The 26,288-nt window shown below is 72.1% G+C and carries 26 protein-coding genes and 1 pseudogene; 12 read left to right on the forward strand and 15 right to left on the reverse strand.

What is annotated here, in order from left to right:
* Positions 1–1,476, reverse strand: a complete 1,476-nt coding sequence (locus ACTRO_RS11805) for a sugar transferase (protein WP_051450684.1) — start codon at positions 1,474–1,476, stop codon at positions 1–3.
* Positions 1,477–1,923: 447 nt separating this feature from the next.
* Here ACTRO_RS11805 and ACTRO_RS11810 point away from each other — a divergent pair, with 447 nt between their 5' ends.
* The 3 genes from ACTRO_RS11810 to chrA are packed head-to-tail and all read left to right on the forward strand — an operon-like array spanning position 1,924 to position 4,938.
* The gene (locus tag ACTRO_RS11810) at positions 1,924–2,802 is read left to right on the forward strand and encodes a glycosyltransferase family 2 protein (RefSeq protein WP_034263194.1); all 879 of its coding nucleotides are present in this window, start codon (positions 1,924–1,926) and stop codon (positions 2,800–2,802) included.
* Complete coding sequence (locus tag ACTRO_RS11815; protein ID WP_034263195.1) at positions 2,799–3,704, forward strand: glycosyltransferase family 2 protein; 906 nt, start codon at positions 2,799–2,801, stop codon at positions 3,702–3,704. The genes ACTRO_RS11810 and ACTRO_RS11815 overlap by 4 nt, the downstream gene beginning before the upstream one ends.
* Before the next feature lie 34 nt (positions 3,705–3,738).
* Entirely contained in the window at positions 3,739–4,938 is a 1,200-nt protein-coding gene (gene chrA, locus ACTRO_RS11820; protein WP_425394858.1) for a chromate efflux transporter, read from the forward strand.
* Here chrA and ACTRO_RS11825 read toward each other — a convergent pair.
* Complete coding sequence (locus tag ACTRO_RS11825) at positions 4,918–5,751, reverse strand: TetR/AcrR family transcriptional regulator (RefSeq protein ID WP_211244204.1); 834 nt, start codon at positions 5,749–5,751, stop codon at positions 4,918–4,920. The two genes, chrA and ACTRO_RS11825, sit on opposite strands and share 21 nt — an antisense overlap.
* A gap of 984 nt (positions 5,752–6,735) precedes the next feature.
* Between ACTRO_RS11825 and ACTRO_RS11830 the strand changes: the two genes are divergently transcribed.
* The 3 genes from ACTRO_RS11830 (at position 6,736) to ACTRO_RS11840 (ending at position 10,768) form a co-directional block, all read left to right on the forward strand.
* Positions 6,736–8,268: an APC family permease gene (locus tag ACTRO_RS11830; protein WP_051450685.1), complete on the forward strand. Its 1,533-nt coding sequence runs from the start codon at positions 6,736–6,738 to the stop codon at positions 8,266–8,268.
* Positions 8,265–9,938 carry an amidohydrolase gene (locus tag ACTRO_RS11835; protein WP_034263196.1) on the forward strand — a complete coding sequence of 558 codons (1,674 nt, stop codon included), beginning with the start codon at positions 8,265–8,267 and terminating at the stop codon, positions 9,936–9,938. The genes ACTRO_RS11830 and ACTRO_RS11835 overlap by 4 nt, the downstream gene beginning before the upstream one ends.
* Before the next feature lie 134 nt (positions 9,939–10,072).
* A complete protein-coding gene (locus ACTRO_RS11840; RefSeq protein ID WP_034263197.1) occupies positions 10,073–10,768 on the forward strand; it encodes a GAP family protein in 696 nt (231 codons plus the stop codon).
* 16 nt (positions 10,769–10,784) lie between these two features.
* Here the strand turns inward: ACTRO_RS11840 and trpS are convergent, their stop codons facing one another.
* The 3 genes from trpS to ACTRO_RS11855 form a co-directional block, all read right to left on the reverse strand.
* On the reverse strand, positions 10,785–11,861 hold the full coding sequence (gene trpS / locus ACTRO_RS11845; RefSeq protein WP_034263199.1) for a tryptophan--tRNA ligase: 1,077 nt from the start codon (positions 11,859–11,861) through the stop codon (positions 10,785–10,787).
* A gap of 207 nt (positions 11,862–12,068) precedes the next feature.
* Complete coding sequence (locus tag ACTRO_RS11850; protein ID WP_034263200.1) at positions 12,069–12,734, reverse strand: class I SAM-dependent methyltransferase; 666 nt, start codon at positions 12,732–12,734, stop codon at positions 12,069–12,071.
* A 182-nt stretch (positions 12,735–12,916) separates the two neighbouring features.
* Complete coding sequence (locus ACTRO_RS11855) at positions 12,917–13,366, reverse strand: DUF6299 family protein (RefSeq protein WP_034263203.1); 450 nt, start codon at positions 13,364–13,366, stop codon at positions 12,917–12,919.
* Positions 13,367–13,598: 232 nt separating this feature from the next.
* Between ACTRO_RS11855 and ACTRO_RS11860 the strand changes: the two genes are divergently transcribed.
* The gene (locus tag ACTRO_RS11860; RefSeq protein WP_034263204.1) at positions 13,599–14,123 is read left to right on the forward strand and encodes a pyridoxamine 5'-phosphate oxidase family protein; all 525 of its coding nucleotides are present in this window, start codon (positions 13,599–13,601) and stop codon (positions 14,121–14,123) included.
* A 28-nt stretch (positions 14,124–14,151) separates the two neighbouring features.
* On the opposite strand, the gene ACTRO_RS11865 is transcribed toward ACTRO_RS11860, so the two are convergent.
* From ACTRO_RS11865 to ACTRO_RS11890, 6 genes are all read right to left on the reverse strand, one after another.
* Positions 14,152–14,523: a VOC family protein gene (locus tag ACTRO_RS11865; protein WP_034263206.1), complete on the reverse strand. Its 372-nt coding sequence runs from the start codon at positions 14,521–14,523 to the stop codon at positions 14,152–14,154.
* Between the two features lie 4 nt (positions 14,524–14,527).
* Entirely contained in the window at positions 14,528–16,582 is a 2,055-nt protein-coding gene (locus tag ACTRO_RS11870; RefSeq protein ID WP_051450686.1) for an NAD(+) synthase, read from the reverse strand.
* Between the two features lie 37 nt (positions 16,583–16,619).
* Positions 16,620–16,958 carry a hypothetical protein gene (locus tag ACTRO_RS11875; RefSeq protein WP_034263208.1) on the reverse strand — a complete coding sequence of 113 codons (339 nt, stop codon included), beginning with the start codon at positions 16,956–16,958 and terminating at the stop codon, positions 16,620–16,622.
* 164 nt (positions 16,959–17,122) lie between these two features.
* Positions 17,123–18,073 (reverse strand): sensor histidine kinase, encoded by a 951-nt coding sequence (locus ACTRO_RS11880; protein WP_034263209.1) that lies wholly within the window; start codon positions 18,071–18,073, stop codon positions 17,123–17,125.
* 24 nt (positions 18,074–18,097) lie between these two features.
* Positions 18,098–18,919, reverse strand: a complete 822-nt coding sequence (locus tag ACTRO_RS11885) for a SigB/SigF/SigG family RNA polymerase sigma factor (protein ID WP_245594361.1) — start codon at positions 18,917–18,919, stop codon at positions 18,098–18,100.
* Positions 18,916–19,374, reverse strand: a complete 459-nt coding sequence (locus tag ACTRO_RS11890) for an ATP-binding protein (protein ID WP_034263210.1) — start codon at positions 19,372–19,374, stop codon at positions 18,916–18,918. Before ACTRO_RS11890 ends, ACTRO_RS11885 begins: the two co-directional genes overlap by 4 nt.
* Positions 19,375–19,736: 362 nt before the next feature.
* On the opposite strand from ACTRO_RS11890, the gene ACTRO_RS11895 reads away from it, so the two are divergent.
* On the forward strand, positions 19,737–20,441 hold the full coding sequence (locus ACTRO_RS11895; protein WP_051450688.1) for a GAF and ANTAR domain-containing protein: 705 nt from the start codon (positions 19,737–19,739) through the stop codon (positions 20,439–20,441).
* A gap of 90 nt (positions 20,442–20,531) precedes the next feature.
* The gene (locus tag ACTRO_RS11900; RefSeq protein WP_051450689.1) at positions 20,532–20,816 is read left to right on the forward strand and encodes an ANTAR domain-containing protein; all 285 of its coding nucleotides are present in this window, start codon (positions 20,532–20,534) and stop codon (positions 20,814–20,816) included.
* Between the two features lie 10 nt (positions 20,817–20,826).
* Here the strand turns inward: ACTRO_RS11900 and ACTRO_RS43180 are convergent, their stop codons facing one another.
* Both ACTRO_RS43180 and ACTRO_RS11910 read right to left on the reverse strand, forming a co-directional pair.
* Complete coding sequence (locus tag ACTRO_RS43180) at positions 20,827–21,567, reverse strand: GAF and ANTAR domain-containing protein (protein WP_169739879.1); 741 nt, start codon at positions 21,565–21,567, stop codon at positions 20,827–20,829.
* Between the two features lie 147 nt (positions 21,568–21,714).
* The gene (locus tag ACTRO_RS11910) at positions 21,715–22,323 is read right to left on the reverse strand and encodes a type 1 glutamine amidotransferase domain-containing protein (RefSeq protein ID WP_084316184.1); all 609 of its coding nucleotides are present in this window, start codon (positions 22,321–22,323) and stop codon (positions 21,715–21,717) included.
* A gap of 148 nt (positions 22,324–22,471) precedes the next feature.
* On the opposite strand from ACTRO_RS11910, the pseudogene ACTRO_RS51395 reads away from it, so the two are divergent.
* The 3 genes and pseudogenes from ACTRO_RS51395 to ACTRO_RS11925 form a co-directional block, all read left to right on the forward strand.
* A pseudogene (locus tag ACTRO_RS51395) lies at positions 22,472–22,684 on the forward strand (NAD(P)-dependent oxidoreductase); the annotation flags it as partial.
* A gap of 188 nt (positions 22,685–22,872) precedes the next feature.
* Positions 22,873–23,238: an STAS domain-containing protein gene (locus ACTRO_RS11920; protein ID WP_051450691.1), complete on the forward strand. Its 366-nt coding sequence runs from the start codon at positions 22,873–22,875 to the stop codon at positions 23,236–23,238.
* A gap of 45 nt (positions 23,239–23,283) precedes the next feature.
* Entirely contained in the window at positions 23,284–23,565 is a 282-nt protein-coding gene (locus tag ACTRO_RS11925; protein WP_157436080.1) for a hypothetical protein, read from the forward strand.
* Positions 23,566–23,670: 105 nt separating this feature from the next.
* On the opposite strand, the gene ACTRO_RS11930 is transcribed toward ACTRO_RS11925, so the two are convergent.
* A complete protein-coding gene (locus tag ACTRO_RS11930; RefSeq protein WP_034263215.1) occupies positions 23,671–24,372 on the reverse strand; it encodes an ABC transporter ATP-binding protein in 702 nt (233 codons plus the stop codon).
* 38 nt (positions 24,373–24,410) lie between these two features.
* Complete coding sequence (locus ACTRO_RS11935) at positions 24,411–25,937, reverse strand: ABC transporter permease (RefSeq protein WP_034263216.1); 1,527 nt, start codon at positions 25,935–25,937, stop codon at positions 24,411–24,413.
* Between the last annotated feature and the right edge of the window lie 351 nt (positions 25,938–26,288).

Genomic DNA, 26,288 nt, shown 5'->3' on the forward strand with positions numbered 1-26,288 from the left:
TCAGTAGGCTCCGTCGCCGCGCACGACGGCCGTAGTGGTGCGCAGCAGGATCATCGCGTCCAGGCTGGGCGACCAGTTCTCCACGTAACTCAGGTCGAGGCGCACCGACTCGGCGCCCGAGAGCGTCGAGCGGCCGCTGATCTGCCACAGGCCGGTCAGGCCCGGCTTGACCACCAGGCGCCGGCGCATCTCCTCGGTGTAGCGGGCCACCTCGGCCGGCAGCGGCGGGCGCGGTCCGACCAGCGCCATCGAGCCGCCGACGACGTTGAACAGCTGCGGCAGCTCGTCCAGCGAGTAGCGGCGCAGCACTGCGCCGATCCGGGTCAGCCGCGGGTCGTTGCTGATCTTGAACAGCGGCGAGTCCGCGGGCATCTCGTTCAGGTGCGCGAGCGCGGCCAGCCGGGCCTCGGCGTCCACCACCATGGTGCGGAACTTCAGGCAGGTGAACTCGGCGCCGCCCTTACCCACCCGGGTCTGCCGGAAGAGCGCCGGGCCCGGGCTGGTGGCGCGCACCAGCACCGCCAGCGTCAGCATCAGGGGGCTGAGCAGGGTCAGGATGAGCAGCGCGGCCAGGCGCTGGCAGAGGTCGGTGGCCCAGCGCGAGGGGCCGGTGAGCACCGGCGCGCGCAGGTGCAGCAGCGGCAGGCCGCCGCTGCTGGCCACCGCGATCCGCTCGGCCGCCACGTCGGCGAGTATCGGCGCCAGCGCCACGTCGACGCCGGCCTCGTGCAGCTCCCAGCAGATCCGGCGCAGCGCCGCCCGGCTCAGGCCGGAGCCGCCGAGCAGGATCACCGCGTCGCAGCCGTTGGCCCGGGCCGCGCGGACGATCTCGTTGGCGCCGCCCACCACCGGGACGGTCAGGTCGAGCAGGCCGTCCGGCTCGTCCTCGCCGAGCACGCAGGCGGCGACCACGCGCAGCCGGCGGGCGTCGGCCGGGCGCAGGTGGCGCAGGAACTCGTCGATCGGCCCGGCCTGACCGACGATCAGGCCGCGGCGCGGGCCGTGCCGCTGGCCGTAGCCCTGCGCGCCGAGGCGCTGGACCAGGACCCTGAGCAAGGGCGTGAACAGCGCGGCGAGCACCACCGCGAGCACGACCCGGCGCAGCAGGGCCACGCTGTCGACCAGCAGGCCGGCGAAGGCCAGCAGCACGCCGACGCGGGCGGCGGCGCGCAGCACGCGTCCGCCCAGGCCGTCGTCGCCGGGCAGCAGGCGCCGGCCGTAGGTGCCGCAGGCGGCCAGGCCGAGCACCCACAGCGGCACGATCGCCGCCGTGGCCACCCGGGTGGCGGTGCCGCGCAGCCCTGCGGCATCGCTCCCGCCCAGGTGCCAGACGGTGGTCAGCGCCGCCGCGACCCCGGCGGCGCAGGCATCGGATAGGACCAGGGTCCAGATTCGGGGGCGGCGCGGGCCCGCCAGCAGCCCGCGGAACTCCGCATCCGGTTCTCGACGCGTGGAGGTGAAACTGACTGAAGTCATCGCTCTCCCCGGACAATGATCAGTGTACGGCGGAACAGACAGTGCACGTGGAAACGCGAATGCCACCACCTCTGTCACAGGTGAAGGTCCCTCCCCTTCAACACCCTGACAGCCTGGGGAACCAGAAGCGGCAGCAGCTTCCTACACGGCAGCAAGCTAGCGGCAAACGGGGTCCGATTGAAAGGGTTTCACCAAAGCTTCATAAAGCCGCCTGGTGCACAGGGGCGCGAGCTGCGGTGACAGCGCGCGCCCCGCGTGACTTGTCACGCGGAGTGAGGCTCGACTTACGTTTCGATGTCGGCATAACAGGACGCTTGGAACCAATCGGGCAGCCATCGGACCGCCGAGATCCTCGATCTTGGCCGTACTTTACCGTAGATTGCCGTTACTTGATATTTTCCCGGTTCCGGTGGACAGCGTCGACGAGCGGCCCTGATACTGGCCCGCGTGCCCAGCATCATCGTCCCCGCATACAACGAGGCCCCGGCCCTTCGCCGTCTTCTGCCGCGCCTGCTGGCGGGCGCGGAGCCGGACGAGTTCGAGGTCGTGGTGATCGCCAACGGCTGCACCGACGACTCGGCCGAGGCGGCGCGCTCCTTCGGCCCGGCGGTGCGGGTGCTTGAGACCCCGGTGGCCAACAAGTTCCGCGCGCTGCGGCTGGGCGACGAGGCGGCCGGCAGCTTCCCGCGGATCTACCTCGACTCCGACGTCGAACTCGGCTGCGCGGACGCGCGGGCGCTGGCGGCGGCGGTGCAGGCCGGCCCGGTGCTGGCCGCCGCGCCGGAGCGGGAGATCCCGCTGGCCGGCTGCTCCTGGACGGTGCGCTGGTACTACGAGGTGTGGCTGCGGCTGCCGGTGGTGCGCTCCGGGCTCTTCGGCCGCGGCGTGATCGCCGTGTCCGCGGCCGGATACGAGCGGCTGGCCGCGATCCCGGAGCTGATGGGCGACGACCTCGCCGCCTCGCTCGCGTTCAGCGAGCAGGAGCGCACCGTGGTGGAGCAGGCACGGGCTCTGATATACCCGCCGCGCACGCTCGCGGACCTGGTGCGCCGGCGGACCCGGGTCAACACCGTCACCGCCCAGGCCGGAGCGCGCGCCGAGCTCGCCGGCGCCGGCGCGGAGGCCCGCACCAGCCGCGCCGACCTCATGGCCCTGATACGCAGCGCGCCGGTCCGGATGACCCCGCGGGTGGCCTGGTTCCTGTACGTCACCGTGGTCACGCGGCGCAAGTCCCGCAAAGCCGTCGCGGCCGGCGACTTCGCGACCTGGCTGCGCGACGAGAGCAGCCGGGAGTCGGCCACGTCCACGGGAGGCACGAGCGTATGAGTACTCATATAGAGGTGGTCGTCGTCACCTGGAACAGCGCGGCGATCCTCGGCGGTCTGCTGGACTCGCTTCCGGCCGGCCTGGACGGGCTGGCCTACCACCTGACGGTCGTCGACAACGACTCCGCGGACGAGACGGTGCGCCTGGCCGAGACCTGGCTGCGCGCGCACGAGAGCGTGGACGGATGCGTCCTGCAGACCGGCCGCAACGCCGGCTACGCGGCCGCGATCAACGCGGGCCTGCGAGCGGCCGAGCCCTATACCTCGGCCCTGATTCTGAACCCTGACATCCGGCTCGAGCCCGGCACCGCGGCGCGGCTGCTGGCGGCGCTCGACGCTCCGGGCACGGGTATCGTCGTACCCTGTATCTATAGTGCGACCGGCGAACTGGCGCACTCGCTGCGCCGCGAGCCCTCGATCCCGCGCGCCTTCGGCGAGGCCGTGCTCGGCGGCCGGGCGGGCCGGGTGGGGTGGCTCGGCGAGAGCGTGCTCGACCCCGCCGCGTATCAGGAGGCGACGACGGTGGACTGGGCCACCGGTGCGATCATGCTGATCTCGGCGCAGTGCCTGGAGAAGTGCGGGCTGTGGGACGAATCGTTCTTCCTCTACTCCGAGGAGACCGAGTTCGCCCTGCGCGCCCGCGATCACGGCTTCGCCACCCGCCTCGCGCCCGAGGCCAGGGTCACCCACCTCGGCGGCGAGTCCAACACCTCGGCCCGGCTGTGGGCGCTGCTCTCGGTCAACCGCGTGCGCCTGTACCGACGCCGGCACAGCGCTCCGGCCACCGCGCTCTACTGGTCCGCGGTCATGCTCCGCGAGACCCCGCGAGCCGTGCTCGGCCGCCGCACCAGCCGCGCCGCCGTCACGGCGCTGCTGCGGCTACGCCCCGTCACCGTGCCCTGACGACTTCTCCGAAAGTTCGCCCGGGCGCGCTATCGTGCGCGCCGTGACCGAGTCCCTGCCTGAGCAGACCACGCCCGACGTGCCGCTACCCCGGATCGCCCGGGAATGGGGCCGGATCGGGATCACGGGCTTCGGCGGCCCGCCCGCGCACATCGCGCTGCTGCGCAAGCTGTGCGTCGCCGAGCGGAAGTGGATCCCGGCGGACGAGTTCGAGGACGCGATCGCCACCTGCAACCTGTTGCCCGGGCCCGCCTCCACCCAGCTGGCGATCTGGTGCGGCTACCGGCTGCGCCGCCGGCTCGGCGCCGTCGTCGCCGGGGTCTGCTTCATCGTGCCCGGCCTGGTCCTGATCCTCGCGCTCTCAGCGCTCTTCCTCGCCGCACACCCGCCGACCTGGGTGCTCGGCGCCGCGGCGGGCGCCGGGGCCGCCGTTCCAGCCGTCGCGGTGCACGCGGCGTGGGGTCTCGCCCCGGCCAGCTGGAAGCGGATGCAGGACCCGGCCCAGCCCGGCCGGCACGCGCCCGCGTCGTCGCGCCGACGTTGGATCGGCTACGCCGTGATCGGCGGCGTCGCGGCGGCCACGATCGGGCCGTTCCTCGTGTTGGTCCTGCTCGCCTGCGGCCTGATCGAGATCGCTGTGCGCATCAAGCCGGCGGCACTGTCCCCGGCAGGGCTGCCGCTGCCGCTTGCGGGCGTCGGCACCGGCGGGCTCGGCGCGCTGGCGTGGACCGCGCTCAAGGTCGGCGCCCTTTCGTACGGCGGCGGATTCGTCATCATTCCGCTGATGCAGCACGACGCGGTGACCACGTACCACTGGATGTCCGGCGCGCAGTTCCTCGACGCGGTCGCCCTCGGCCAGGTCACCCCCGGCCCGGTGGTGCTCACCACGGGCGCGGTCGGCTACGCGGCGGCCGGGATCGGCGGCGGATTGCTGGCCGTGGCCGTCGCATTCAGTCCGTCGTTCCTCTTCGTCCTGCTCGGTGCACACCACTTCGACCGGCTGCGCCGCAACCAGCCGGTCCAGGCGTTCCTCACCGGCGCCGGTCCGACCGTCATCGGGGCGATCGCCGGCTCCGCCGTCCCGCTGACACTCGCCCTCAGCCACGGCTGGCAGTACCCGCTGCTCGCCGCCGCGGCCGCTGGGCTCTTCCTCGGCCGGCGCGGCGTGGTCTCGATCCTGCTGCTCGCCGCCCTCGTCGGCGTCGTCGCGGCGCTAGCCGGAGCGCCCGTCTGACGCCAGCCGCTCGAAGGTGTCGAGAAGGAGTCCGAGGCAGGACTCGAAGGCGCTCATCTGGGCGTGCTCGACCACGAGCGGACCGAACGCGGCCAGGTTGGGCAGCTTTTCCGGATCGACGTCGCCGTACGCCTCCTGCCAGCGCCGGCTGTCGGCTTCCTGCTCCTCGGCCGGGCTGGCCAGGTAGTCGGCGTCGACGGCGCTGAAGGCGAGGATGAAGTCGCCGAGGCTGCGGTAGAGCCGCACGGCCTGCTCGCCCTCGAAGCCGGCCGTGCGCAGCTGCCCGAGCAGCAGGTCGATCACCCGAGCCTCGTTCTCGCCGCCGGTCACCCGCGCGGCCACGGCGATGGCCACCCGCGGGTGGGCGAGGTACGCCGCGTAGGTGGCGCGGGCCAGCGAGCGCAGGTTCTCCTTCCAGCTTCCGCCGGGGCGGTAGTTCGAAAGCGCCTGGCCGATCAGCCGGTCCGCGACGGCGAGCATCAGCGCATCCATCCCGGCGAAGTGGCGGTAGATCGCGGTCGGGTCGCAGCCGAGCGCAGCGCCGAGCCGGCGCACCGAGAGCGAGGCCGCGCCGTGCTCGCCCACCAGGCCCATCGCGGTGTCCACGATCAGCTCCTTGGAGAGCACCGCGCCGGAGCGGGTCCGGGTGTTGCGGGTGCGCTTGGCGATCACCCGCTCCCGCGGGGCCGGCTCGGCCGGCTCGGACCGCTCGGACGGCTCGGACGGCTCGGACAATTCGGACCGCTTGGGCGGCTCGCCGGCGGAACTGTCCGCCGCCCGTTCGGCCCGCTTGCCCGCCACGTCATCTGCCACCTGCCGCCCTCGTTCCTGGTCGCCGCACATTCAATCACGGACGGCTTCGGGCCGGTGGCTGCCACGGGATGGTAACGGGGCCAGGCCCTTGGCTCTGCTGGAACCGAACCGGTTGGAGTACCGATTGCTGATTGGCCTTCAGCTCTACCTCCCTCCGGTCGTCGAGGCACTGCGCTGCGCGACCCTCGCACGCTCGGGGGCTCAACCACGCGCGGCGTTGCGCGGGGTCGGGTCACGCCGGCTCCTGGCGTGACAAAGGCGTGCGCCTCCGGCGGGCCCTCCGCCGAGCAGGTAGCCGGGCGAGGTCTCGGTTCGCAGGTGGTCGGGTTCGTGGTGGTGGGGTTCGTGGTGGTGGGGTTCGTGGTGGTGGGGTTCGGCGGCGCTCTCCCGGCGCCGGACACCCGAGGGGCTATCAGCGTCGTGGCGCATGCGCAACCGGCGTTGGCTCGGCCCGGCTGTCGCAGGATTCCGCATTCGCCGGTTGCGCCTGCGCCACGACGCTGATCGTGCCGCGCATGCCCGACGCCGAGAGAGCACCACCTCGAGGGAGAATCCTGCGCCGGGCCGGTGCCCGGTGCCCTCGCCGGGGGCGGGTCCGGGGGAGATTCTTCATGGCCGGTCGCGCCGCAGAATTCTGATCGGCCATCGTGCACGCCATTGCACTTCGTATTCATCTGGTTGCCCTCAGCGTAAACGCTGCTCGCGACAAATACTGCGAAAGCGGGTCATAGTCTTAGAGAGACATCTGAGGATTCCAACCGCGCGCAGGAAGGTGCCGAGGCATCACGGGGCGCGGGCGACTGGATCGGTCCCGGCGCCGCCCTTCGCACTCACGAAGTCATCTGCGCAGCCGATTCGGACGACATGGGGCCCGGCCTGGAAAAAAGTTCGGTCAACACTGTTGACTGATGGCTCCGGAGGCCGCACTATCGTCGGCAACCCCTGGGCATTTACCTCCGCCCTCCCCGACGCGAAGGACGTGCGATGACCGAGAGCCCCGCGCCCGACCACCCCGAGCCCGCCCCCGACACGGCCGGGCAGGCGCGCCTGCGGCCGAGCGTCGGCGCCGGGGCGACCGCCGTGATCGCCATGGCCAACACCGCCCCCACCCTGAGCATCGGCATCGGGCTCGGCCTGATCAGCCTGGACACCGGCGCCGCGGTCCCGGCGATGGTGCTGCTCGCGGCGCTGCCGATCCTCGGCATCGCGCTCGCCTTCAGCCGGCTCAACCGGGTCGAGCGGAATCTGGGCGCGAGCTACAGCTGGGTCGGCAGTGCGCTGAGCCCTTGGCTCGGCTTCCAGTGCGGCTGGGTGAACCTGGCCGGCTCTACCCTCTACCTCGCCTACGGCAGCCAGGTCTGCGGCTCGATGGTGCTCACCTTCGCCCGCGAATGCCACTGGACCAGCGTCTTCGGCCTCGAGCTCGACCCGGGCTCGATCGCGCTGACCACTGTGATCGGCGTTCTCGTACTGGCCGGGCTGACGCTGCTGGCGCTGCGTGGCGCCGACGTGGTCGCGCGGCTGCAGACCCCGATGATCGCGTTCGAGTACCTGGTGCTGATCGGCTTCTGCGGCTACGCCGCGATCCGCGGCAGCCACCCGATCACGCTGGATTGGTTCAACCCGTTCGCTGCGCCCTCGGCCAAGCTCGCGGCGACCGGCTTCATCCTGTGTGTGTACTGCTTCTGGGGCTGGGACAGCGCGTTCACTCTCACCGAGGAGACCCGCAGCGCCCGCGACTCGGCCCGGGCCGGCTTCGGCTCGATCTTCCTGATGCTCGGCATGTTCCTGCTCGCGGCCTTCGGCTTCGAGCGCTACTTCTCACTGGACACGATGGGCGCGAACGGCGCGCAGCTGCTGCCCTACCTCGGCACCGCGATCGCCAAGCAGCCGCTGGCCGCGCTGCCGCTGCTGGCCATGCTCTTCTCCTCCATCGCCTCGCTGCAGACCGGCGTGCTGCCCAACGCCCGCGGCGCGCTGGCCATGGGCCGCGACGGCACGCTCGGGCGCGCCTGGACCCGGGTGAGCCCGAAGTACGGCACGCCGGCCGTCGGCAGCCTGCTGATCGCGGGCATCGCCGCCGTCATCGCGGTCCTCGGCATCGGCATCGGCACGCTCAACCAGTTCGTGCTGGCGATGGCGACCTCGGTCGGCACGCTCGTCTCCGGCTACTACGGCCTGGCCGGGCTGGCCTGCGCCTGGCGCTTCCGCCGCGATCTGACCGCCGGGGTCAGGAGCGCGCTGGTCGCGGTCGTGATCCCCGCGATCAGCTCCCTGCTTCTGCTCGGACTCGGGATCTTCCTGTCCGTCAGCAGTTGGCAGGCCAGCCCCGACTTCGCGTTCAGCGCCGAGAACGGCCGGTTCCTCGCGCTCGTGCCGATCGCGGTCGTGGCGGCCGGGATCGTGCTGTCGGCCTGGGCCAAGTGGGGTCGGCGGTCCGCCTACTTCGCGCGCGGCGCCTTCGACGGTTCGCATAGCCTCGTGGTCTCGTTGACGGAAGAAGAAAGCGCGGCATGAACAGCACACCTCAGGCAGAACTGCTCTTCCACTCTGGATCGGTGTTCACCGCGGACGGCGCGTCCGGACCGGCGCGCACGGCAGTGGCGGTGGCGGACGGCCGGATCCTCGCGGTGGGGGCGCAGGCCCTGGATCTGGCCGGCCCGCGCACCGAGCGGGTCGACCTGGCCGGCCGGCTGCTCGTCCCCGGCTTCCAGGACTCGCACATCCACGCGGTCTTCGGCGGCCTCGAACTCGGCCGCTGCGATCTCAGCGCTCTGAAGACGGCCGAGGAGTACCTGGCGGCCATCGGCCACTACGCCCACGCGCATCCGGAGCAGGAGTGGATCACCGGCGGCGGCTGGTCGCTCGAGTCCTTCCCGGGCGGGCTGCCCACGGCCTCGGCCCTCGACGCCGTGGTCCCGGACCGCCCGGTCTTCCTGCCCAACCGCGATCACCACGGCGCGTGGGTCAACAGCCGAGCGCTGGGACTGGCCGGGATCACCCGGGACACGCCGGATCCGGCGGACGGGCGGATCGAGCGGGACGGGCGCGGCGAGCCGATCGGCGTGCTGCAGGAGGGCGCGGTCGTCCTGGTCGAGTCGCTGCTGCCGAAGATCTCGGAGCAGGAGTACGACGCGGCGTTCGACCGGGCGCAGGCGCTGCTGCACTCGCTGGGCATCACCGGCTGGCAGGACGCGCTGGTCGGCGCCGGCATCGGCTTGCCGGACAACTTCGAGGTCTACCTGCGGGCCGCGGTCTCCGGCCGGCTCACCGCACGGGTACGCGGCGCACTGTGGTGGGAACGCGAGCGCGGCGCCGAGCAGATAGCCGGGTTGCTCGAGCGGCGCCGGATCGGGCGCGGTGCCGGAAACGGCCGGTTCGACCCGGGCAGCGTGAAGATCATGCAGGACGGCATCATCGAGAACCGCACCGCCGCCCTCAACTCGCCCTACTTCGAGCCCTGCGCCTGCCGCGGGCACGGAGGGGAGCCGGCCGGCGAGAGCGGCAGCGGTCTGAGCTTCGTCGACCCGGCCAAGCTGGGCGGATACGTGGCCGAACTCGACCGCCTCGGCTTCCAGGTGCACTTCCACGCCCTCGGCGACCGGGCCGTGCGCGAGGCTCTCGACGCGCTCGAGGCGGCGCTCGCGGCCAACGGCGGCCTCGGCCATCGCCACCACCTCGCCCACCTGCAGGTGGTGCACCCCGACGACGTGCCCCGGTTCGCCGCGCTCGGCGCCACGGCCAACATCCAGCCGCTGTGGGCCTGCCACGAACCGCAGATGGACGAGCTCGCCATCCCGCTGCTCGGCCCCGAGCGCGCCCAATGGCAGTATCCGTTCGCGGCGCTGCGCGCCGCCGGAGCCGAGCTCGCCGCCGGCAGCGACTGGCCGGTCACCAGCCCCGACCCGATCCAGGGCATCCACGTCGCGGTCAACCGCGTCGCGCCCGGTGAGGGGGGCGCGGCGCTCATCCCGAGCGAGAAGCTGACGCTCGCTCAGGCGCTCGCGGCGTACACGGCCGGCTCCGCACGGGTCAACCACGTCGACCAGGCCGGCCGGATCGCCCCCGGCATGCTCGCCGACCTCGCCGTGCTCGACCGCGACCCGTTCGGCGCGCCGGAGGAGGAGATCCACGAGGCCCGGGTGACCGCCACGTACGTGGCCGGGCAGGCGGTGTTCCAGGCCTGACGAGTCGGCCGACCGGCGGACGCGCCCGCGTGTCAGTGCCAGGAGACCGGACCGCCCGGAACTAGCCTGGCAGCTGGCAGGGTGCGCTCGCCGGATTCGGCCGCGCCGACCAGGGCGCGAACGCGGAGCGGCGGATGCTGTGGGAGGCGGTGCTCGCGGCGCTGATCGCGGGATTCGCGCCGTGGACGCTGCTGATCGTGGCCACGCTGCTCAGCCGCGAGCGTCCGATGCATCACGCGCTGATCTTCCTGGCCACGGCCGCGGCCATCACCCTGCTCGTCGGCTTCCTCGTGGTCGAGGCGCTGGGCAACACCGACCTGGAGAACCGGCACCAGCACCACTCCGTCTCCCCGGCGATCGACCTCGGCCTCGGGATCGCCGTCCTCGTCTTCGTGCCCTACTTCGCCCGGCGGTCGCCGAAGCCGAAACCGGACCCGAAGGACCGGCCGGCCCGGACCTCCCGTTTCCACCGCAAGTCCACGGACTCGCGGGCGTGGTGGGAGCGCAAGACCGGGCTGCTCGCCGTCATCGCGCTCGGCGCGTTCGTCGGCTCGCCCTCGCCGCTCTACCTGGCTTCGCTGCACTCGGTCACCAAAGGCCGCCCGGGCGGCGCGGTCGGCGCCCTCGAGGTGCTGCTGCTCGCGGTCGTCGTGCTGCTCATGGCCGAGGTGCCGATCATCCTGTTCGCCCTGGCCCCGGACCGCACCGCGGCCCTGCTCCACAGCGCCAACGCATGGCTGGCCGTGCACGGGCGCACGATCGTCATCGTGGCGCTGACCGGAGCAGGGGTCTACTTCACCATCAACGGGCTCGCGCGTCTGATCGGCTGAGCGGCCGCGCGGATCCCTAATAGAGGGCGTCCATGGCCTGGCGGACTTCGACGAGCGTGGCGTCGGCGACGGCGTTCGCCCGTTCGTTGCCCGCGCGCAGGATCTGCCGGAGGTAGCCGCGGTCCTCGGCGTACTCGGCACGGCGGGCGCGGATCGGCGCGAGGTAGCTGTTGACGGCGTCGGTGACCGTCCTTTTCAGCGCCGCGGCTCCGGCTGAGCCGATCTCCTCGGCGACGGCTTCCGGAGCGCGGTCCTGACAGAGGGCTGCCAGCAGGAGAAGCGACGCGACCTGGGGCCGCGCGACCGGGTCGTAGGTGATGTGGCGCTCGACGTCGGTCGTGGCGCCCTTGATCAGGCGGGCCGTCTCGTCCGCGTCGGCGGCGAGGGCGATCGCGTTGCCCCGGCTCTTGCTCATCTTCGTCCCGTCGGTGCCGAGCAGCAGCGGCGCGTTGGACAGCAGCACGTCGGGCCGCGGGAAGACGACGCCGTAGCGCTCGTTGAAGCGCCGGGCCACGGTCCGGGTGAGCTCGACGTGCGGAAGCTGGTCGCGGCCGACCGGCACCAGGTTGGCCTTGCAGAACAGGATGTCGGCGGCCTGATGGACGGGGTAGGTGTACATCAGGCCGCTGACCGCGGCTTGGCGCGAGTGGGCGATCTCGTCCTTGACGGTCGGGTTGCGTTCGAGTTCGGCGATGGACACCAGGCTGAGGAACGGCAGCATCAGCTGGTTGAGCGCGGGCACGGCGCTGTGCGTGAAGATCGTGCTGCGCGCCGGGTCGATGCCGATGGCGAGGTAGTCGAGCACCAGTTCCTCGACGTACTCGGTCAGGTTGTCGGCGACGTCGCGGTCGGTCAGCACCTGGTAGTCGGCGATGAGCACGTACGTCTCCACGCCGAGGTCCTGCAGCCGGACGCGGTTGTGCAGCGTGCCGAAGTAGTGGCCGAGGTGCAGCCGGCCGGTGGGCCGGTCGCCGGTGAGGATGCGGAACTGCCCCGGGTCGGCGCTGATCAGCTCTTCCAGATCACTGCTGCGCGCCTGCGCCGCGGAGATGGAGATGGGCGCGGCGGGAGTGGTAGTGGCGATGGCGGACATGTCGAAGTCTCCTTGAGGTCAGTCGCATACGCCGTCAGGACGTCACGACCCGGTGCTCCCCAGGGGACGACGAAAGGGCCGTTCATCCGAACGGCCCTTGTTTCGCGCCTGCGAGGCGGCCGCTCCTAAGTGGAGCGCCACCAGCCCAGACACGAGGAAGATCGCATGCCCGCATTCTAGCGAAGATCGGCGCCGGAGGGGACTGCGTTACGCGATTCGTTCGATGGTCGCCAGCCACGCGGGAGCGCCGTCTTCGCCATGGAAGCGGGTCTGGATGCGCGTGCTCTCGAGCGCTTCGATCCGCCAGCCGGACTCCGCGTTGAACGAGACGTCGAACTCGGCGCGGCCCACCGGGTGCGGGCCGGGCTCGGGGCCCTCGTCGCTGAAGCAGAGCACGTGCAGCGTCCCCTCGGGCGCGGTCACCAGGGCGAGGCTGGCGACGTAGTCCCGGCGCTCGTCCTCGTCGAAGGTGTGAAAGAGCCCGCAGTCGAGCACGGTGTCGAAGGTGCTGCCGAGGCGCTGGAGCCGGAACGCGTCGGCGGTCGCGAAGCGGGCCGGGATGCCGCGGGCTTCGGACTTGGCCCGGGCTATGGCCAGCGCGGTGGGCGCGACGTCCACGCCGAGCACGTCGAGGCCGGTGGCGGCGATGTGCAGGCTGTTCTCGCCGGTCCCGCAGCCGACGTCGAGCACCGTCCCGGTGAACCCGCCGTCCGCCACCACCCGCGCGACGGCCGGCTGCGGCCTGCCGATGTCCCAGGGCGCGGGTTCGCCCAGGTAGGAGGCCTCCCAGGGCTGCCCGGCGAGCCGCTCGTGGCTGGTGCGCCGCCGGTCGCCGTAGGGATCGCGGGACAGGTCGCTCGTTGCTGCGGACACGATGCATCACCTCTCCCTCGATCCTGCCACGCCGCGCGAGCTGCGCCACGTTCTCGCCGATCCTCACCCGAATGGAGTAATCCGGGCCTGTTCGCGGCCGGCCCGTGAAAGCCGGGTAGGCCGGGCGGGCCCGGTCGGGGGCCGCGCCCGGCCTACCCGGCCGGTCTGGAAGGTGGGTCGGATCAGATCCAGCGGGCGATGAGGGTGCGCGAGGAGCTGGCCCGGTCGTAGCGGTTCTGCGGGCTCCACAGGGTCGCGTCCACCCGCACCGCGCCGGGCGAGAACTGCTGGCCGCGGTGGTTCGAGGCGAACGTGAGACGCCAGGTCTGCAGCGAGCCGTTGCAGTTCACCCGCACCTCGCGGGTGGCCTCGGCGCGGCCGCGGCGGTCCGCGCTGCTGACGGAGACCTGCAGTTCCTCGGACCGCGAGCGCCACGCGCACTGGTAGCGCCCGTTCACAGTGACCTGCCCGTGCGAGACGACGGCGGAGGTGGTGGAGACGCGGGCGTGCGAACCGGCGGCGAGGGCCGGGCCGGCTGCCAGCGCGACGGCGCCGGCGGCGATGGCGGGCACGGTCGCCCAGCGAGCGGTCTTGACGGCGCCGGCCTTGGTGAAGAAGAACGACAAGCTCATGGGAAAGCCTCCTCGTAGGCGCGATCGCGCCCGTAGGGTTCAACCACGCGTCATACGTGATTGATCGTCATGAGCCTTTTATGGCATGCGATCCGCCGCCGCTCCGCCTCACCATGCCGCCGCGCCACGCGCCGGACGATAGCGAATGGTGGCGGGCTCTACGCTGGACGTGACGGCGTGTCGGAACCGCCGCGGGGATTGCCGGGCTCGTCCCCGTGCGCTCGAATGAGCTATGACCGATCTGACCCCCCTCGCGTCCAAGAACCTCGGCGAACGCTACGGCCTGCCGGTCGTCGACTGGGCCCGCGCCGAGGAGGCGCTGGCCCAGGGGCCGACGCCGGAAGTCACCTACTTCATCGGCACCTGCCGGCCGGACGGCACGCCGCACGCCGCCGGACTCGGCGCCCAGTGGAGTCAGGGCGCGCTCTACTTCACCAGCAACCCGACCACCCGCAAGGCCCGCGATCTGGCCGTCAACCCGCGGTGCACGATGTCGGTGCGGCTGCCCGGCGTCGACCTCGTCCTCGAGGGCGAGGCGCGCCGGGAGACGGACGCGGCCACCCTCGAGCGCATCGCGGCCGGCTACCGGGCCGGCGGCTGGCCCGCCGAGGTGCAGGACGACGCGCTCACCGCGCCCTACAGCGCGCCCAGCGCCGGCCCGGCACCCTGGCACGTGTACCGCTTCACCCTGCACGCCGCGGTCGGCCTGACCACCACGGAACCCGGTGGCGCGACGCGCTGGACCTTCGCGCACTGAGACGCGGACGGGCTGCGCCGGAGCGAGCTCAGCCCTCGGGCGCGTGGCAGACCGCTTCCACGTTGTTGCCGTCGGGGTCGCGCACGAACACGGCGAAGTAGAACTCGTGGTACTCCGGCCACACCCGCGGCGCGTGCATGATCTCGGTTCCGGTCGCGAGGGCCGCGGCGTAGAACGCGTGCACCTGGTCGCGGGTCGCGGCGGAGAAAGCCAGGTGCACCTCCGCCGCGGGTTCCCGGGACTGCTTGTCGGAGATCCAGAAGTCCGCCTGCTCCGTGCCGTACCCGACCGCGTCGCCCTCGTCCATCAGCCGCCGCCCGCCGAGCGGGGCGAGGACGGAGTCGTAGAACGCGCAGCTCGCGGCGAAGTCGCGGACCTGGACGGAGACGTGGTCGATCATGTCCCTATTCTGACCTTCCGGACGCCGGGTCGCTCGGCACGACCCGGTCGAGTTCGCGCAGCCAGGCGTCCGCCGAGCCGTCCGAGGGCGCGCGCCAGTCCCCGCGCGGCGAGAGCGAGCCGCCGGCCAGCACCTTCGGCCCGTTGGGCATGGCCGAGCGCTTGAACTGGGCGAAGCCGAAGAAGCGGCGGCAGAAGTACTCGAGCCAGTGCCGGATCACCGGCAGGTCGTAGGCCGCCCGCTTGGCCGCGGGGAAGCCCGGCGGCCACGCCCCGGCGTCCGCGTCGTGCCAGGCGTGCCAGGCCAGGAAGGCGATCTTCGAGGGCCGGAACCCGTGGCGCAGCACGTAGAAGAGGGTGAAGTCGTGCAGCGCGTAGGGCCCGATCCGGTCCTCAGTGGACTGCAGCTCCTCCCCCGGCACCAGTTCCGGGCTGATCTCGGTGTCCAGGATCGCGGTGAGGGTCTCGTCCGCCTCCGGATCGAACTGGCCGCTGCTGACGACCCATCGGATCAGGTGCTGGATCAGCGTCTTGGGCACGCCCGAGTTCACGTTGTAGTGGCTCATCTGGTCGCCCACGCCGTAGGTGCACCAGCCGAGCGCCAGCTCGGACAGGTCGCCGGTGCCTAGCACGATCCCGCCGTGCTGGTTGGCCAGCCGGAACAGGTAGTCCGTGCGCAGCCCGGCCTGGACGTTCTCGAAGGTGACGTCGTACACCGGCTCGCCGCCCGCGAACGGGTGGCCCATCTCCTGCAGCATCAGCCGAGCGGTGGAAGTGATGTCGAGCTCGTGCGCGGTGACGCCGAGAACGCTCATCAGCTTGTGCGCGTTGCCCTTGGTGTGGTCCCCGGTCGCGAAGCCGGGCATGGTGTAGGCCAGGATGTCGCTGCGCGGCCGGCCTGCCCGGTCCATCGCCCGCGCGGCGACGATCAGCGCGTGGGTGGAGTCGAGGCCGCCGGAGATGCCGATGACCACCTTCGGGCCGCCGATCGCGGCGAGCCGCTGCTGCAGCGCGGCGACCTGGATGTTGTAGGCCTCGTAACAGTCCAGGGCGAGCCGGTCCGGGTCCGCGGGCACGAACGGGAACCGGTCCACCTCGCGGCGCAGCCCCAGGTCGGTGACCGGCGGGTCGAGCTCGAAGTCGATGCGGCGGTAGTCGGTCCGGGCCCGGTGCGTCCGGCGGTTCTCGTCGAAGGTGCCCATCCGCGCCCGTTCCTGGCGCAGCAGGTCCAGGTCGACGTCCGCGACGGCGTACTGGTCGCCGGTCGGGAACCGGTCGGTCTCGGCGAGCAGCGTGCCGTTCTCGTAGATCATCGTCTGGCCGTCCCAGGACAGATCGGTGCTCGACTCGCCCAGCCCGGCCGCGGAGTAGACGTAGGCGGCCAGGCACCGCGCGGACGCGGAGCGGCACAGCAGCTTGCGATCCTCGGCCCGCCCGACCGTGATCGGGCTGCCGGACAGGTTGACCAGCACGCTCGCGCCGGCCAGCGCGGCCTCGGCGCTCGGCGGGATCGGCACCCACATGTCCTCGCAGACCTCTGCGGCGACCACCAGGCCGGGCACGTCCTGCGCCTCGAAGAGCAGGTCCACGCCGAACGGCACGTTCGCGCCGCCGAGCAGGATCTGCCCGCCGCGCTCGTCCTCGCCCGAGGCGATCTGCCGGCGCTCGTAGAACTCCCGGTAGTTCGGCGGGTAGGACTTGGGCACGACGCCGAGGATCCGGCCCCGGTGGACGAAGACGGCGCAGTTGTAGACGCGGTTGCGGTGCCGCAGCGGCGCCCCGAGCACGATCACCGGCAGCAGCTGCGCCGAGCCGGCCACCACCTCGCCGAGCGCCGTCTCGACCTCGTCGAGCACGACGTCCTGCAGCAGCAGGTCCTCGATCGAGTACCCGGTCAGGCACATCTCGGGGAAGACCGCGAGCGCGACGCCCTCCTGCGCGCAGCTGCGCGCCAGCCGCACCACGGCCGCCGCGTTGGCGAGCGGGTCGGCTATCGCGGTGTGGCCGGTGCACGCCGCGACGCGCGCGAAGCCATGCTGATAAATGGACCAGAAGTTCAACGCGCTTCCCCAACTGTCGTGGACAGACGAGACGACTCTAGCCTTCCTCGTCTCCGCCCACGTTCGGGCCGCCGCCCCGCCCGACCCACCACTTGTCCTTCATCGTCTCGTTCTCGCCGGGCACCTCGCCCGCGGCGACGTCGCGTTCGTGCCGCTCCGGCTCGCCGGGAGGATGCTCGGTGTACGAACTCTCCCGGGCTTCGACGAAGACGCCGTCGACGAAGGCCCCGGAGTGCGCCTTCTTGTCCGGCGTGACGACGATGGCCGGGTGCTCGGCCGCCGTGCCCTTGCGCGCCTCCTGCAGCGCGTAGGTCTCGCCCGTGTCCGCTGTGTCGGGCGTCTCCTGCGGCTTGTGTGCTCGCCTACCCCATCGCATGCTCTCCACCTTCCGCTCGGCCCGGTCTCTGCCGGTTAGCCCGGAAAGAACCGGATAAACAAGACCATACGAACGGATCGCTCACAGCCGCTGGCGCACGCCCGCCTCCCGGGTGACGTGCGCGACCCGGCCCGCGAGCTGTGCCTGTCGTCGCGCTTCGGGCTTCAGCGCACGTCGAAGTAGCCGCGCACGGTGGTCCCCTCGTTCGGGGCGGACCGAATGAGCAGCAGTTCGCAGATCTGGTTGGCGCTCCACAGCCCGGCTCCGGGGCCGTGCTCGCGCAGGTCGGGGCGCCGCCGTCCGGCCAACGGGTCGATGATCAAGCCCTTGTCGCTTACCTCGCACACGGCGCGGCCCTCGGCCACCCACAGGGCCATGCGTCCGTCGCCGCCGCCGTGCTGGACGCTGTTGCCGGCCAGCTCGTCCGCCACCAGGACGAAGTCCGCCACCTGGCCGCCGCGCAGGCCCAGCGCGGGCACGTGGTCCCGGACCGCTCCGCGCAGCCGGGGCAGATCCGGCAGGCTGAACGCCGTCTCGAACAGCGGCTTGCCGAGCTCGGGCAGCGGCTCCTCGAACGCGGTGAGCGCGCCGCGCGGGTCGAAACCGCCGGCGCCGGGCGGCAGCGGCAGGCCGCAGATCCGGGGGTGGGAGCGGGCGACCGCCTCGATCATCGCGGGCGAGTGCAGCCCGAGGTCGTGGGGGCAAAGCAGCCGCCAGCCGGGACCGGCCTCGAACGCGGCGTTGGTCATGTGCTCGTGCACCCGGCAGGCCCGGTCCCACGCCGCGCCGTTCCCGCCGCCCACCGGCTCGCCCACACCGCGGCACCGGCCGCCGCCGGAGTTGCCCGCGACCCAGTCCCGCCACCACGGCACCAGCCGGGCCGGGTTGCGGCCGAGATCGGCCGCGTCCGGGAACCGCACCCGCGCCGCGTCCGCGCCGAGCTCGTCCCGCAGCGCGTCCGCGTGCCGCGCGGTCAACGCGACCGCGACCGGCTCGCCCGCGTCCAGGCCCTCCCGGACGAAGGCGGCCACCTGCGCGGCGAACCCGCGCTCGCCCCGGTACAGCAGCGCCTCATGCGCGAACCGCGTCTCGTCCGGCCCCGTCACCCTTTCCACCGCCTCCTTCTCGCACCCGTCTCGTCAGCCGAAGCCCTCGCGCAACTGCCCCAGCACCTTCGTGATCAGCCGGGAGACCTGCATCTGGGAGATGCCGAGCTCCTCGCCGATCTCCGCCTGGGTCATGCCCCGGAAGAACCGCATGAGCAGGATCCGCTTGTCCCGCTCGCTCAGTCCGGCCACCAGCCCGCGCAGCACCTCGCGGTCCTCCGTCAGCCGGAAGCCCGGGTCGTCGTGCCCGATCGTCTCACCGAGGGTCGCGCCGCCCTCCTCCAGGCCGACCGGGCGGTCGAGCGAAGAGGTCGAATACGCCTCCGCCGCGTCGAGGGCCTCGACCACCTCGTCCGCGTCCAGGCCGACGTGCTCGGCGAGCTGAGAGATCGTCGGCTCCCGGCCCTGTCGCACCGTCAGCTCCTCCCGGGCGCGGCGCAGCGCGCCGGTGATCTCCTGCATCCGCCGCGGCACGTGCACGTCCCAGGTGGCGTCCCGGAAGTAGCGCTTGATCTCGCCGATGATCATCGGGGTCGCGTAGCCGAGGAAGCCGGTGCCGCGCCCGGGGTCGAAGTTGTCCACCGCCTTGACCAGCCCCAGATAGGCGACCTGGGCGAAGTCCTCGTCGCTCACCCCGCGCCGGCTGTAGTGGCCGGCCAGGTGGCGCGCGTAGGCCATGTGATCCTCGATCACCTCCGCGCGCAGCCGGGCCCGCTGCGGGTGATCGGCGTCCAGGGCGGAGAGCCGGGTCAGCGTGCGCATCGTCTCAGCCCGCTGCTCCGCCCGCTCGACCGGCCCGATCGCCCGCGCCGGGGCGGCGAACGGGCCCGGCTCCTCGTGTACGCCGGTGCTCACGAAGCCGGCAGCGGTTCGCGCAGTGTCAGGGTCATGATGCCGCCGGAGGTCTCCATCCGGATGTCCTCGACCAGGGCCTGGAGCAGCACCCAGCCGATCTCCCCGGGCGCGGGACCGCGGTACGGCGCGGCGCCGCGGGCCGAGATGCACAGGTGCGAGCCGTCGCGCTCGAACCGCAGCGACACCGCCGACGGCGGCGCCACCCGCTCGGCGGCCGCGGCGGGCGGGGCGTGGAACAGCAGGGCGCAGGCCTCGTTGACGGCCAGCCGCAGCTCGGCGAGCCGGCTCACCGGCACCCCGAGCACGCCGGCCACGTGCACGGCGGCGAGCCGCGCCAGGCCCAGCGAGTCGGCTTCGGCCGGTATGGTCAGCTCCGCCAGCAGCTCGCAGGTGCGGGCGCGGGACCCGGGCGGCGCCGGTGCGCGGACGGATCCATCGTGGCCATCGGAGTGCATGGGACGGCTCCTCGGCTTCGTGTCGGGGGGATGCGCCGACGGATAACCCTTTGGAGCGCGGATAAACCGGGAATTCAATGCAGAAGTCGCATACCACTCTTCCGATAGCCCAGTCATCACTCGTTCGGGTGGTTCCGCGTTCGGGCCGAGGTTGTCCGGGGCGCGCGGACGTCGCCGCCCCGCGTTCGCCGCGCGCTGTTCGGCGAAAGCGGCGACTGAGGCACCCGCCGCGGGCGTGGCCCACCGGGATCCGGGTATTCGGGAAAGCCTTGTGGGATCATCGGACCCGCGAAGCGAAGGCCCGGAGGTGAAGTCCGCTGGACAGCGAGGAGATCGACAGCGACCCCGCCGAGGCGGCACGGATGATCGCCGCCTGCGCCGGTGAGGCGGCCCCGCCCGGCGAGTTCGTCGGCCGGCTGTGCCACCTCGGGCCCCGGCTGCTCCCGGTAGACGGCGCCTCGGTCTCGCTCCTGGCCGAGGGGGCGGCCCGGCAGCTGCTCTGCTCCACCGACGACACAGCCGCCCAACTGTGCGAGGCACAGCTCTCCCTCGGCAGCGGCCCCGGCCTGCACGCCTTCGCCGAGGGCAGCCCCGTCCTGGTGGCCGACCTGGGGCGGGCCTCGGACGCCGAGCGCTGGCCGATGTTCGCGCACCGCGCGCTCGAGCTCGAGACCGCCGCGCTCTTCGCCTTCCCGCTGTCCGTCGGCGCGATCGCCGTCGGCACGATGGACCTGTACCGCCGCCGCCCCGGTCCGCTGGCCGAGCCGGAGATCGGCGCCGCGCTGCTGCTGGCCGACGCGGTCACCCTCGGCGTGCTGCGGCTCTACGCGACCGGCGGCGAGGCCGAGTACGAGCGCGGCGAGGGCGAACTGTCCTCCTGGCTGCCCGGCCAGGCCGACTACGACGAGGTGCACCAGGCCACCGGCATGGTGATGGTGCAGTGCGGGGTCGGTCCGGAGGAGGCGCTGCTGCGGCTGCGGGCGCGCGCGTTCGCCGTCGGGATGGATCTGACCGGATTGTCCCGCGAGGTGGTTTCGCGCCGCGTGCGATTGGACGAGGATGAGTGAGACGAGGATCGGACCGCGCGGACGGGAGGAGGAAGCGGAGATGAGCCGGGAACTGCAGCTGAGGCGTTCGCCGACGTCGCCGCGTTCGCGATGCTCGGCCGCCCGGACCGGCGCACCGGCCCGGAGGACGTGCTGGCCCGGCTGCAGGCCACCATCAGCAACAAGGTCGCGATCGAGCAGGCCAAGGGCTTCCTGGCCGAGTCCGGCCACATCTCCATCGAGGAGGCCGGCACGGCGCTGCGCGTCTACGCCCGGCAGCACGGCGTCCGGATGACCGACGCGGCCCGGGCGGTCGTGCACCGGGCGTTGCGCGCCGAGGACGTGCTGGGACCGGTGCCCATGCCGGAGGCGAAGCCGACCGGCGAGCTGCTCTGAGAGGCAGCGCTTACTCCTCGGGCAGGTCCGCGGCGGTGATCTCGTCCGGATCCGCGCCGGTGCGCACCACGTGCTCGGCCACTCTCCACAGCTGCACGTTCAGCCGCTGCGCGGTGAGCGAGAGCCGCTCCAGCGCCTGCGCCGAGCCGAGCTGGCGACGCTCCATCAGGATGCCGGTGGCCTCGCCGATGCACTGCCGGCTGGTCAGCGCCGTCACCACGTTCTCGGCGAGCCGGGCCTGGCTGTAGGCCACCGAGGAGTAGGCGGCGAACAGCGCCGCGCGCTCCACCGCGGTGGCGTCGAAGGCGTCCGGCTCGTACGCGTGCAGGTTGAGCGCCACCGTGCCGCCGCCCGGCAGGGGCAGGCCGCACACGAGCGTGCTGCGCACGCCGAGCTGGGCCGCCGCGGGGGCGAAGCGCGGCCAGCGCCGTTCCCGGGCCATGTTCTCGACCACGATGACCTCCCGGCCGCGGACCGAGGCGACGGCCAGGCAGGGGCCTTCGCGGTAGCGCGCCTGCAGGTGGTCGAGCAATACGACGTGGGTGTTGGTGTACGCGCGGGTCCGCATCAGGCCCGTGTGCGTGAAGACGGTCAAGCCCGCCATGGCCGTGCCCTCGACGACGTCCGCCGCCGTACGCACGATCTGCTCGCCGGCGGTCTTCGTCGAAGCGCACCCGGCGACCGCTTCCGCCATCCCGGCGAGCTTCGCCGAAAGGCTGACCCTGTCCACCGAGGTTCCCAGCTCCGTCATCTTCACACCGCTCTTATTCATTCGGACCCTAGCATCTGCCCGCGCCGGCGCCGCCGAATCGGTCCGCGCGTGACGTACTGACTGACGACTCGTCAGAGACCGGCTCCTGAAGGCGATCCGACACCCTGCCAGATCCGGCACGGTAAGTCAGCGGGCGACGGCCTGGGCGAACTGTTCGACGAAAGTGTCGCAGAAGGCCGGCAGGTCCTGCGGCTTGCGACTGGTGATCAACGTGTTCGGGCCGCTCTCGCAGACCACGACCTCCTCGTCGCGCCAGTTGCCGCCGGCGTTCGTCACGTCCGTGTGCAGGCTCGGCCACGAGGTCAGCGCGCGGTCCTCGACCAGGCCCGCCTCCACCAGCAGCCACGGCGCGTGGCAGATCGCCGCGACCGGCTTGCCGGCCTCGAAGAACGCGCGCGCGAACGCGACGGCCTCCGGGTCGGTGCGGAGCATGTCGGGGTTCGCCACTCCGCCGGGCAGCACGAGCGCGTCGTAATCGGCCGGGCTGGCCGCCGTCAGGGTCCGGTCCACCTGCATCGTGCGGCCGCGGTCGAGATGGTCGAACAGCTGCGCCTCGCCCTCCGTCGGGCTGATCAGCACCGGGTGGCCGCCGGCCTGGGCCACCGCTTCCCAGGGCCGCATCGTCTCGGACTCCTCGGCGCCCTCGGGCGCGATCAGGAAGGCGATCTCCCTGCCCTCGAGCGAGGGCCGGTCGAACGAGCGCGCCGAGGCCGTGCTGGTGTTGTTCGTGCCCATCTCGCTTCTCCTTCTCCGACGATGAAACGGCACGGCCAGTACCCGGGAATCCGCTGGATACGCACGCATGGAACGGGCCGGGCCGGGTAACGGACGGAGTCCCGGAATGATCGACCGAACCCGGGCAGGAGCAGACATGAGCGACTGCATGCGCGAGGGCTCGGCCTTTCTGCGCCGGCAGCAGGACGCGCCCGGCACCATCGGCGCCGTGTACCCGCTGCCTCGGGACTCGATGGCCGGATACCGCGGCCGGGGCCTGCCGGCCGGCCGCAAGGCCTTGATCACCGGCGGCGACTCGGGCATCGGCCGCGCCACGGCCGTCGGCTCCGCGAAGGAAGGCGCGGACGTCGCCGTCGCCTACTCGCTCGCCCAGGCCCTGGCGAAACGCGGCATCCGGGTCAACGCCGTCGCGCCCGGACCGGTGTGGACGCCGCTGATCCCCTCCACACTGGAGCCGAGAAGGTCCTCTCCGCCCTCGGCGGCGAGATCGCGTCGGGCTGAGATGGCCGAGCGCCGGCAAGCAAGCCAAGCCTCGAGGAAGCGAGCGTCATGAGCAGCCCGATGGAGATCCGCGAGATCACCGGGGAGCACGAGAAGGCCGCGGTGCTGGCGATGTCCGGCGACCTCGACCTGCTCGCCGCTCCCGAGCTCTACCAGCGCGGCGCCCACGCGGTGGAGGAGCGGCACAACCTGATCCTGGACCTGTCCGCGGTCACCTTCTGCGACTCGTCCGGCTTCAACGCGCTGATCCGGCTGCGCCGCCGGGCCGAGGAGGCGGGCGGCCGGCTGGTGCTGGCCGCGCCGCCGGAGCAGGTGGTGCGGCTGCTCGCGCTCAGCGGCGCCCAGGTGCTCTTCCCCACCACCGAGACGCTGGACGAGGCCCGCGCGAGAGTGGCGGCGCCGTCACCCGGATGAGCGGTGCGGGCGCGCGAGGGCGCCGAGGTGTTGCAGGGTGAATGTATGACGAATTCCGAAGAAGCGGCGTTCATGCTCGATTTCCGGATGATCAAGATCGGCGCGATCGTGGCCGGCGCGGGCATGATGGTGGCCGCTGCCGGCAGCGGCCTGATCGGCCTCGCCCTGACCCGCGCGACGCGGCAGTGGATGGCGCGCAAGGAGGTCTCGCCCAGCACCATGGCGGCGGACCGGATGCGCCAGGCGCGGCACGCGTCCATGGCCGGCGCGCAGGCCTGGCGCAGCTACCAGATGACCAGCGCGAACGGCGTCGGCGCGCGCCGCTAGGGGTCGTGCCCGAGCGCGCGCGATCGGCACACCGCCGCGCCGCGCTTGTATCAGCAGCCAGCCGACCGAGACGGGTGCCCCGCGCCCGGGGCACCCGTCGGCGGGTCACGCCGCCTGCTTGGCCCTGCCGTCACGCTTGATGGTGAGCTTGCCGTGCTTGATCTGCGCCAGCCGGGGCACGCGCTTGGCCAGCACGGAGTCGTGCGTGACCATGATCACGGTCAGGCCTCGGTCCGCCCACAGGTTCTCCAGCAGGCCGAAGATGTCGTCCCGGGTCTCCTCGTCGAGGTTTCCGGTCGGCTCGTCGGCCAGGATCACCTTCGGCTCCTTCACCAGCGCCCGCGCGATCGCGACACGCTGCTGCTGGCCGCCGGAGAGCTCCGTCTGCAGGTGGCCGCTCCGGTCGCCCAGACCGACCTCGGCCAGCGCCTTCGCCGCGCGCTCGCGCCGCTCGGCCTTGGAGACACCCATCGGCACGAGCGCCGTCTCGACGTTCTCCTGCGCGGTGAGGGTCGGGATCAGGTTGAAGCCCTGGAAGATGTAGCCGAAGTTCTGCGCACGCAGCTTCGTCAGCGACATCTCCCCCATCTTCGCCATCTCCTGGCCGTCGAACTTCAGCGAACCGCCCGTCGGCCGGTCCAGACCGCCCAGCAACTGCAGTAGCGTCGACTTCCCATGCCCGGTCGGACCCTGGATCGCGAGCATGTCGTTGTCCGGGATCACCACGTCCACGCCCTGAAGCGCGTTCACCTTCTCGTTCTTGCCCTTGCCCTGATAAACCTTGGTCAGACCACTGATCTCATACATGTTGTTCCTTCGGAAGCGAAAGCCCGGAGACGCAGGTCCTAGGCGACCTTGCTCAGAGCGTCGGCCGGGCGGAGGGAGGAGGCACGCCAGCCGCCGGCCGTACCGGCGATCAGGCCGCCCAGCACCGCGAGACCGACCGCGATCAGCAGGATGTTCAGGTGCACCGGCGCGGTCAGGTGCACCGTGATGTCGCCGGCGCCGCGGCCCGCTCCGGCCGTCCGCGCGCCGCCGCCGCCGTTGGGCGCCGCGGTCGCGAAGCCGCCGCCACCGCCACCGCCGGGGAAACCGCCGCCGCCGGGGAAGCCGCCCGCGGTGTTGCTAGCGCTGCTGGTCGAGGACGAGGCGGACAGAGCCGGGGCGACCTTGTCGATCGTGTAGGCACCGAGGAAGCCGAGCCCGATGCCGAGCGCGCCGCCGACCAGGCCGGTGACGATCGACTCGCCGACCACCTGGCGCACCACCCGGCGCGAGGTCCAGCCGATCGCCTTGAGGGTGCCGAACTCCCGGGTGCGCCGGCCCACCGCGGACATCGTGAAGAGCACCGCGACCAGGAACGCGACCGCGAGCACGCCGATGGCGAGCCACTTGCCGAGGCTGTCGAGCAGCGAGGTGGTGGAGGCGAGCGAGCCGGAGACCGAGTTGGCCAGGTCGGCCGAGGTGGAGACGGTGGCGCCGGACGCGGTCTTCTTGATCTGCGCGGCGACGGAGTCGATCTGGGTGCTGCTGGCGGCCTTGACGTAGACCGTGGTGACCTTGCCCGTCTGGCTCGAGATCTTCTGCGCCTCGGCCAGCGGGATGAAATAGTCCTGCGCCGCGGTGGTGCTCACGATGCCGACGACGGTGAACTTGGTGCCGCCGAGGGACTCGGTCGCGCCGACCTTGATGCTGTTCTGCGTCGCGTAGCTGCTGTTGACCAGCGCCACCGCGGACGAGGCGTCAGAAGCCGCGAGCGCCCGGCCGGAGCTCACCGCGAGCGTCGACATCGGGCCCATGGCGGGCGCCGTGACGTCGACGCCTTCCATCGTGGTCTGATTGAAGTCGAAGTTGCCCCGGGGCGGGCCGGCGGTGAAGCCGGGCTGCGGCTGGCGCGAACCGCCGGGGAACCCGCTGCCCGAGTTGCCGCTCGACTTGTCCTGGGTGATGGTCTGGCTCAGCGTGCCGGACACTTTGAAGTCGACCAGGCTGAGGCTGCCGACCGCCGCGGAGACGCCGGTGCCGCCCTTGATCTCGTCCAGGGTCGAGGTGGCGATCGTCCCGGTGCCGGGCGCGACCGACGCGACGTCCTGGGTGGCCGAGGTGCTCTTCGTCCCGCCGGAGGTCTGCTGCTGGCCGGTGATGCCGAAGGACTGGCCGCCGCCGGTGCCGCGGGTCGCGGTCTGCGTCACGGTGATGTCGGTGCCGACTCCGTAAAGGGATTTGAGCACCTGCGCCTGCGCGGCCTTCGCGCCGTTGGAGGCCGCGTCCACCGAGATGGCCAGCCCGATCCCGATGGCGAGGCCCAGGGCGATGACCAGGGCTTGGCGGCTGCGCCTGCGCAGCTCACGGCCCAGATAGGTAAGGAACATACAAGGTCCTCGATCATTGATTCGGGCGAGACGGGGACCGGCGGCGGACGAGCGCCACGCCCCCGGTCGGCCTGAGAATCTAAAGCCGATCACCTCTAGGTCCAGTGAGCGCTCCATGAGATTGCCATGAGATGTGCAGCGGACCTTGACCGAAGCTGTGAGAAGCGAAGGAAGCGCCGGGGATTCACGCGGCCGGCTGCGCTTGAAGATCGACTCTCGCGGGTACGCGGCGCCTCCTTGAGGAGAGGGCGGGCAGCGCGGGAAGGCGGAGCATGAACGGGGACAGGATCATCCTGGCGGACGTCCTCGCCGAGGCGGAGAACGCCTCGCCGGTGGCGTCGCTGGACGTGG

It is taken from the genome of Actinospica robiniae DSM 44927 (genome assembly GCF_000504285.1).
Taxonomy (GTDB): domain Bacteria; phylum Actinomycetota; class Actinomycetes; order Streptomycetales; family Catenulisporaceae; genus Actinospica; species Actinospica robiniae.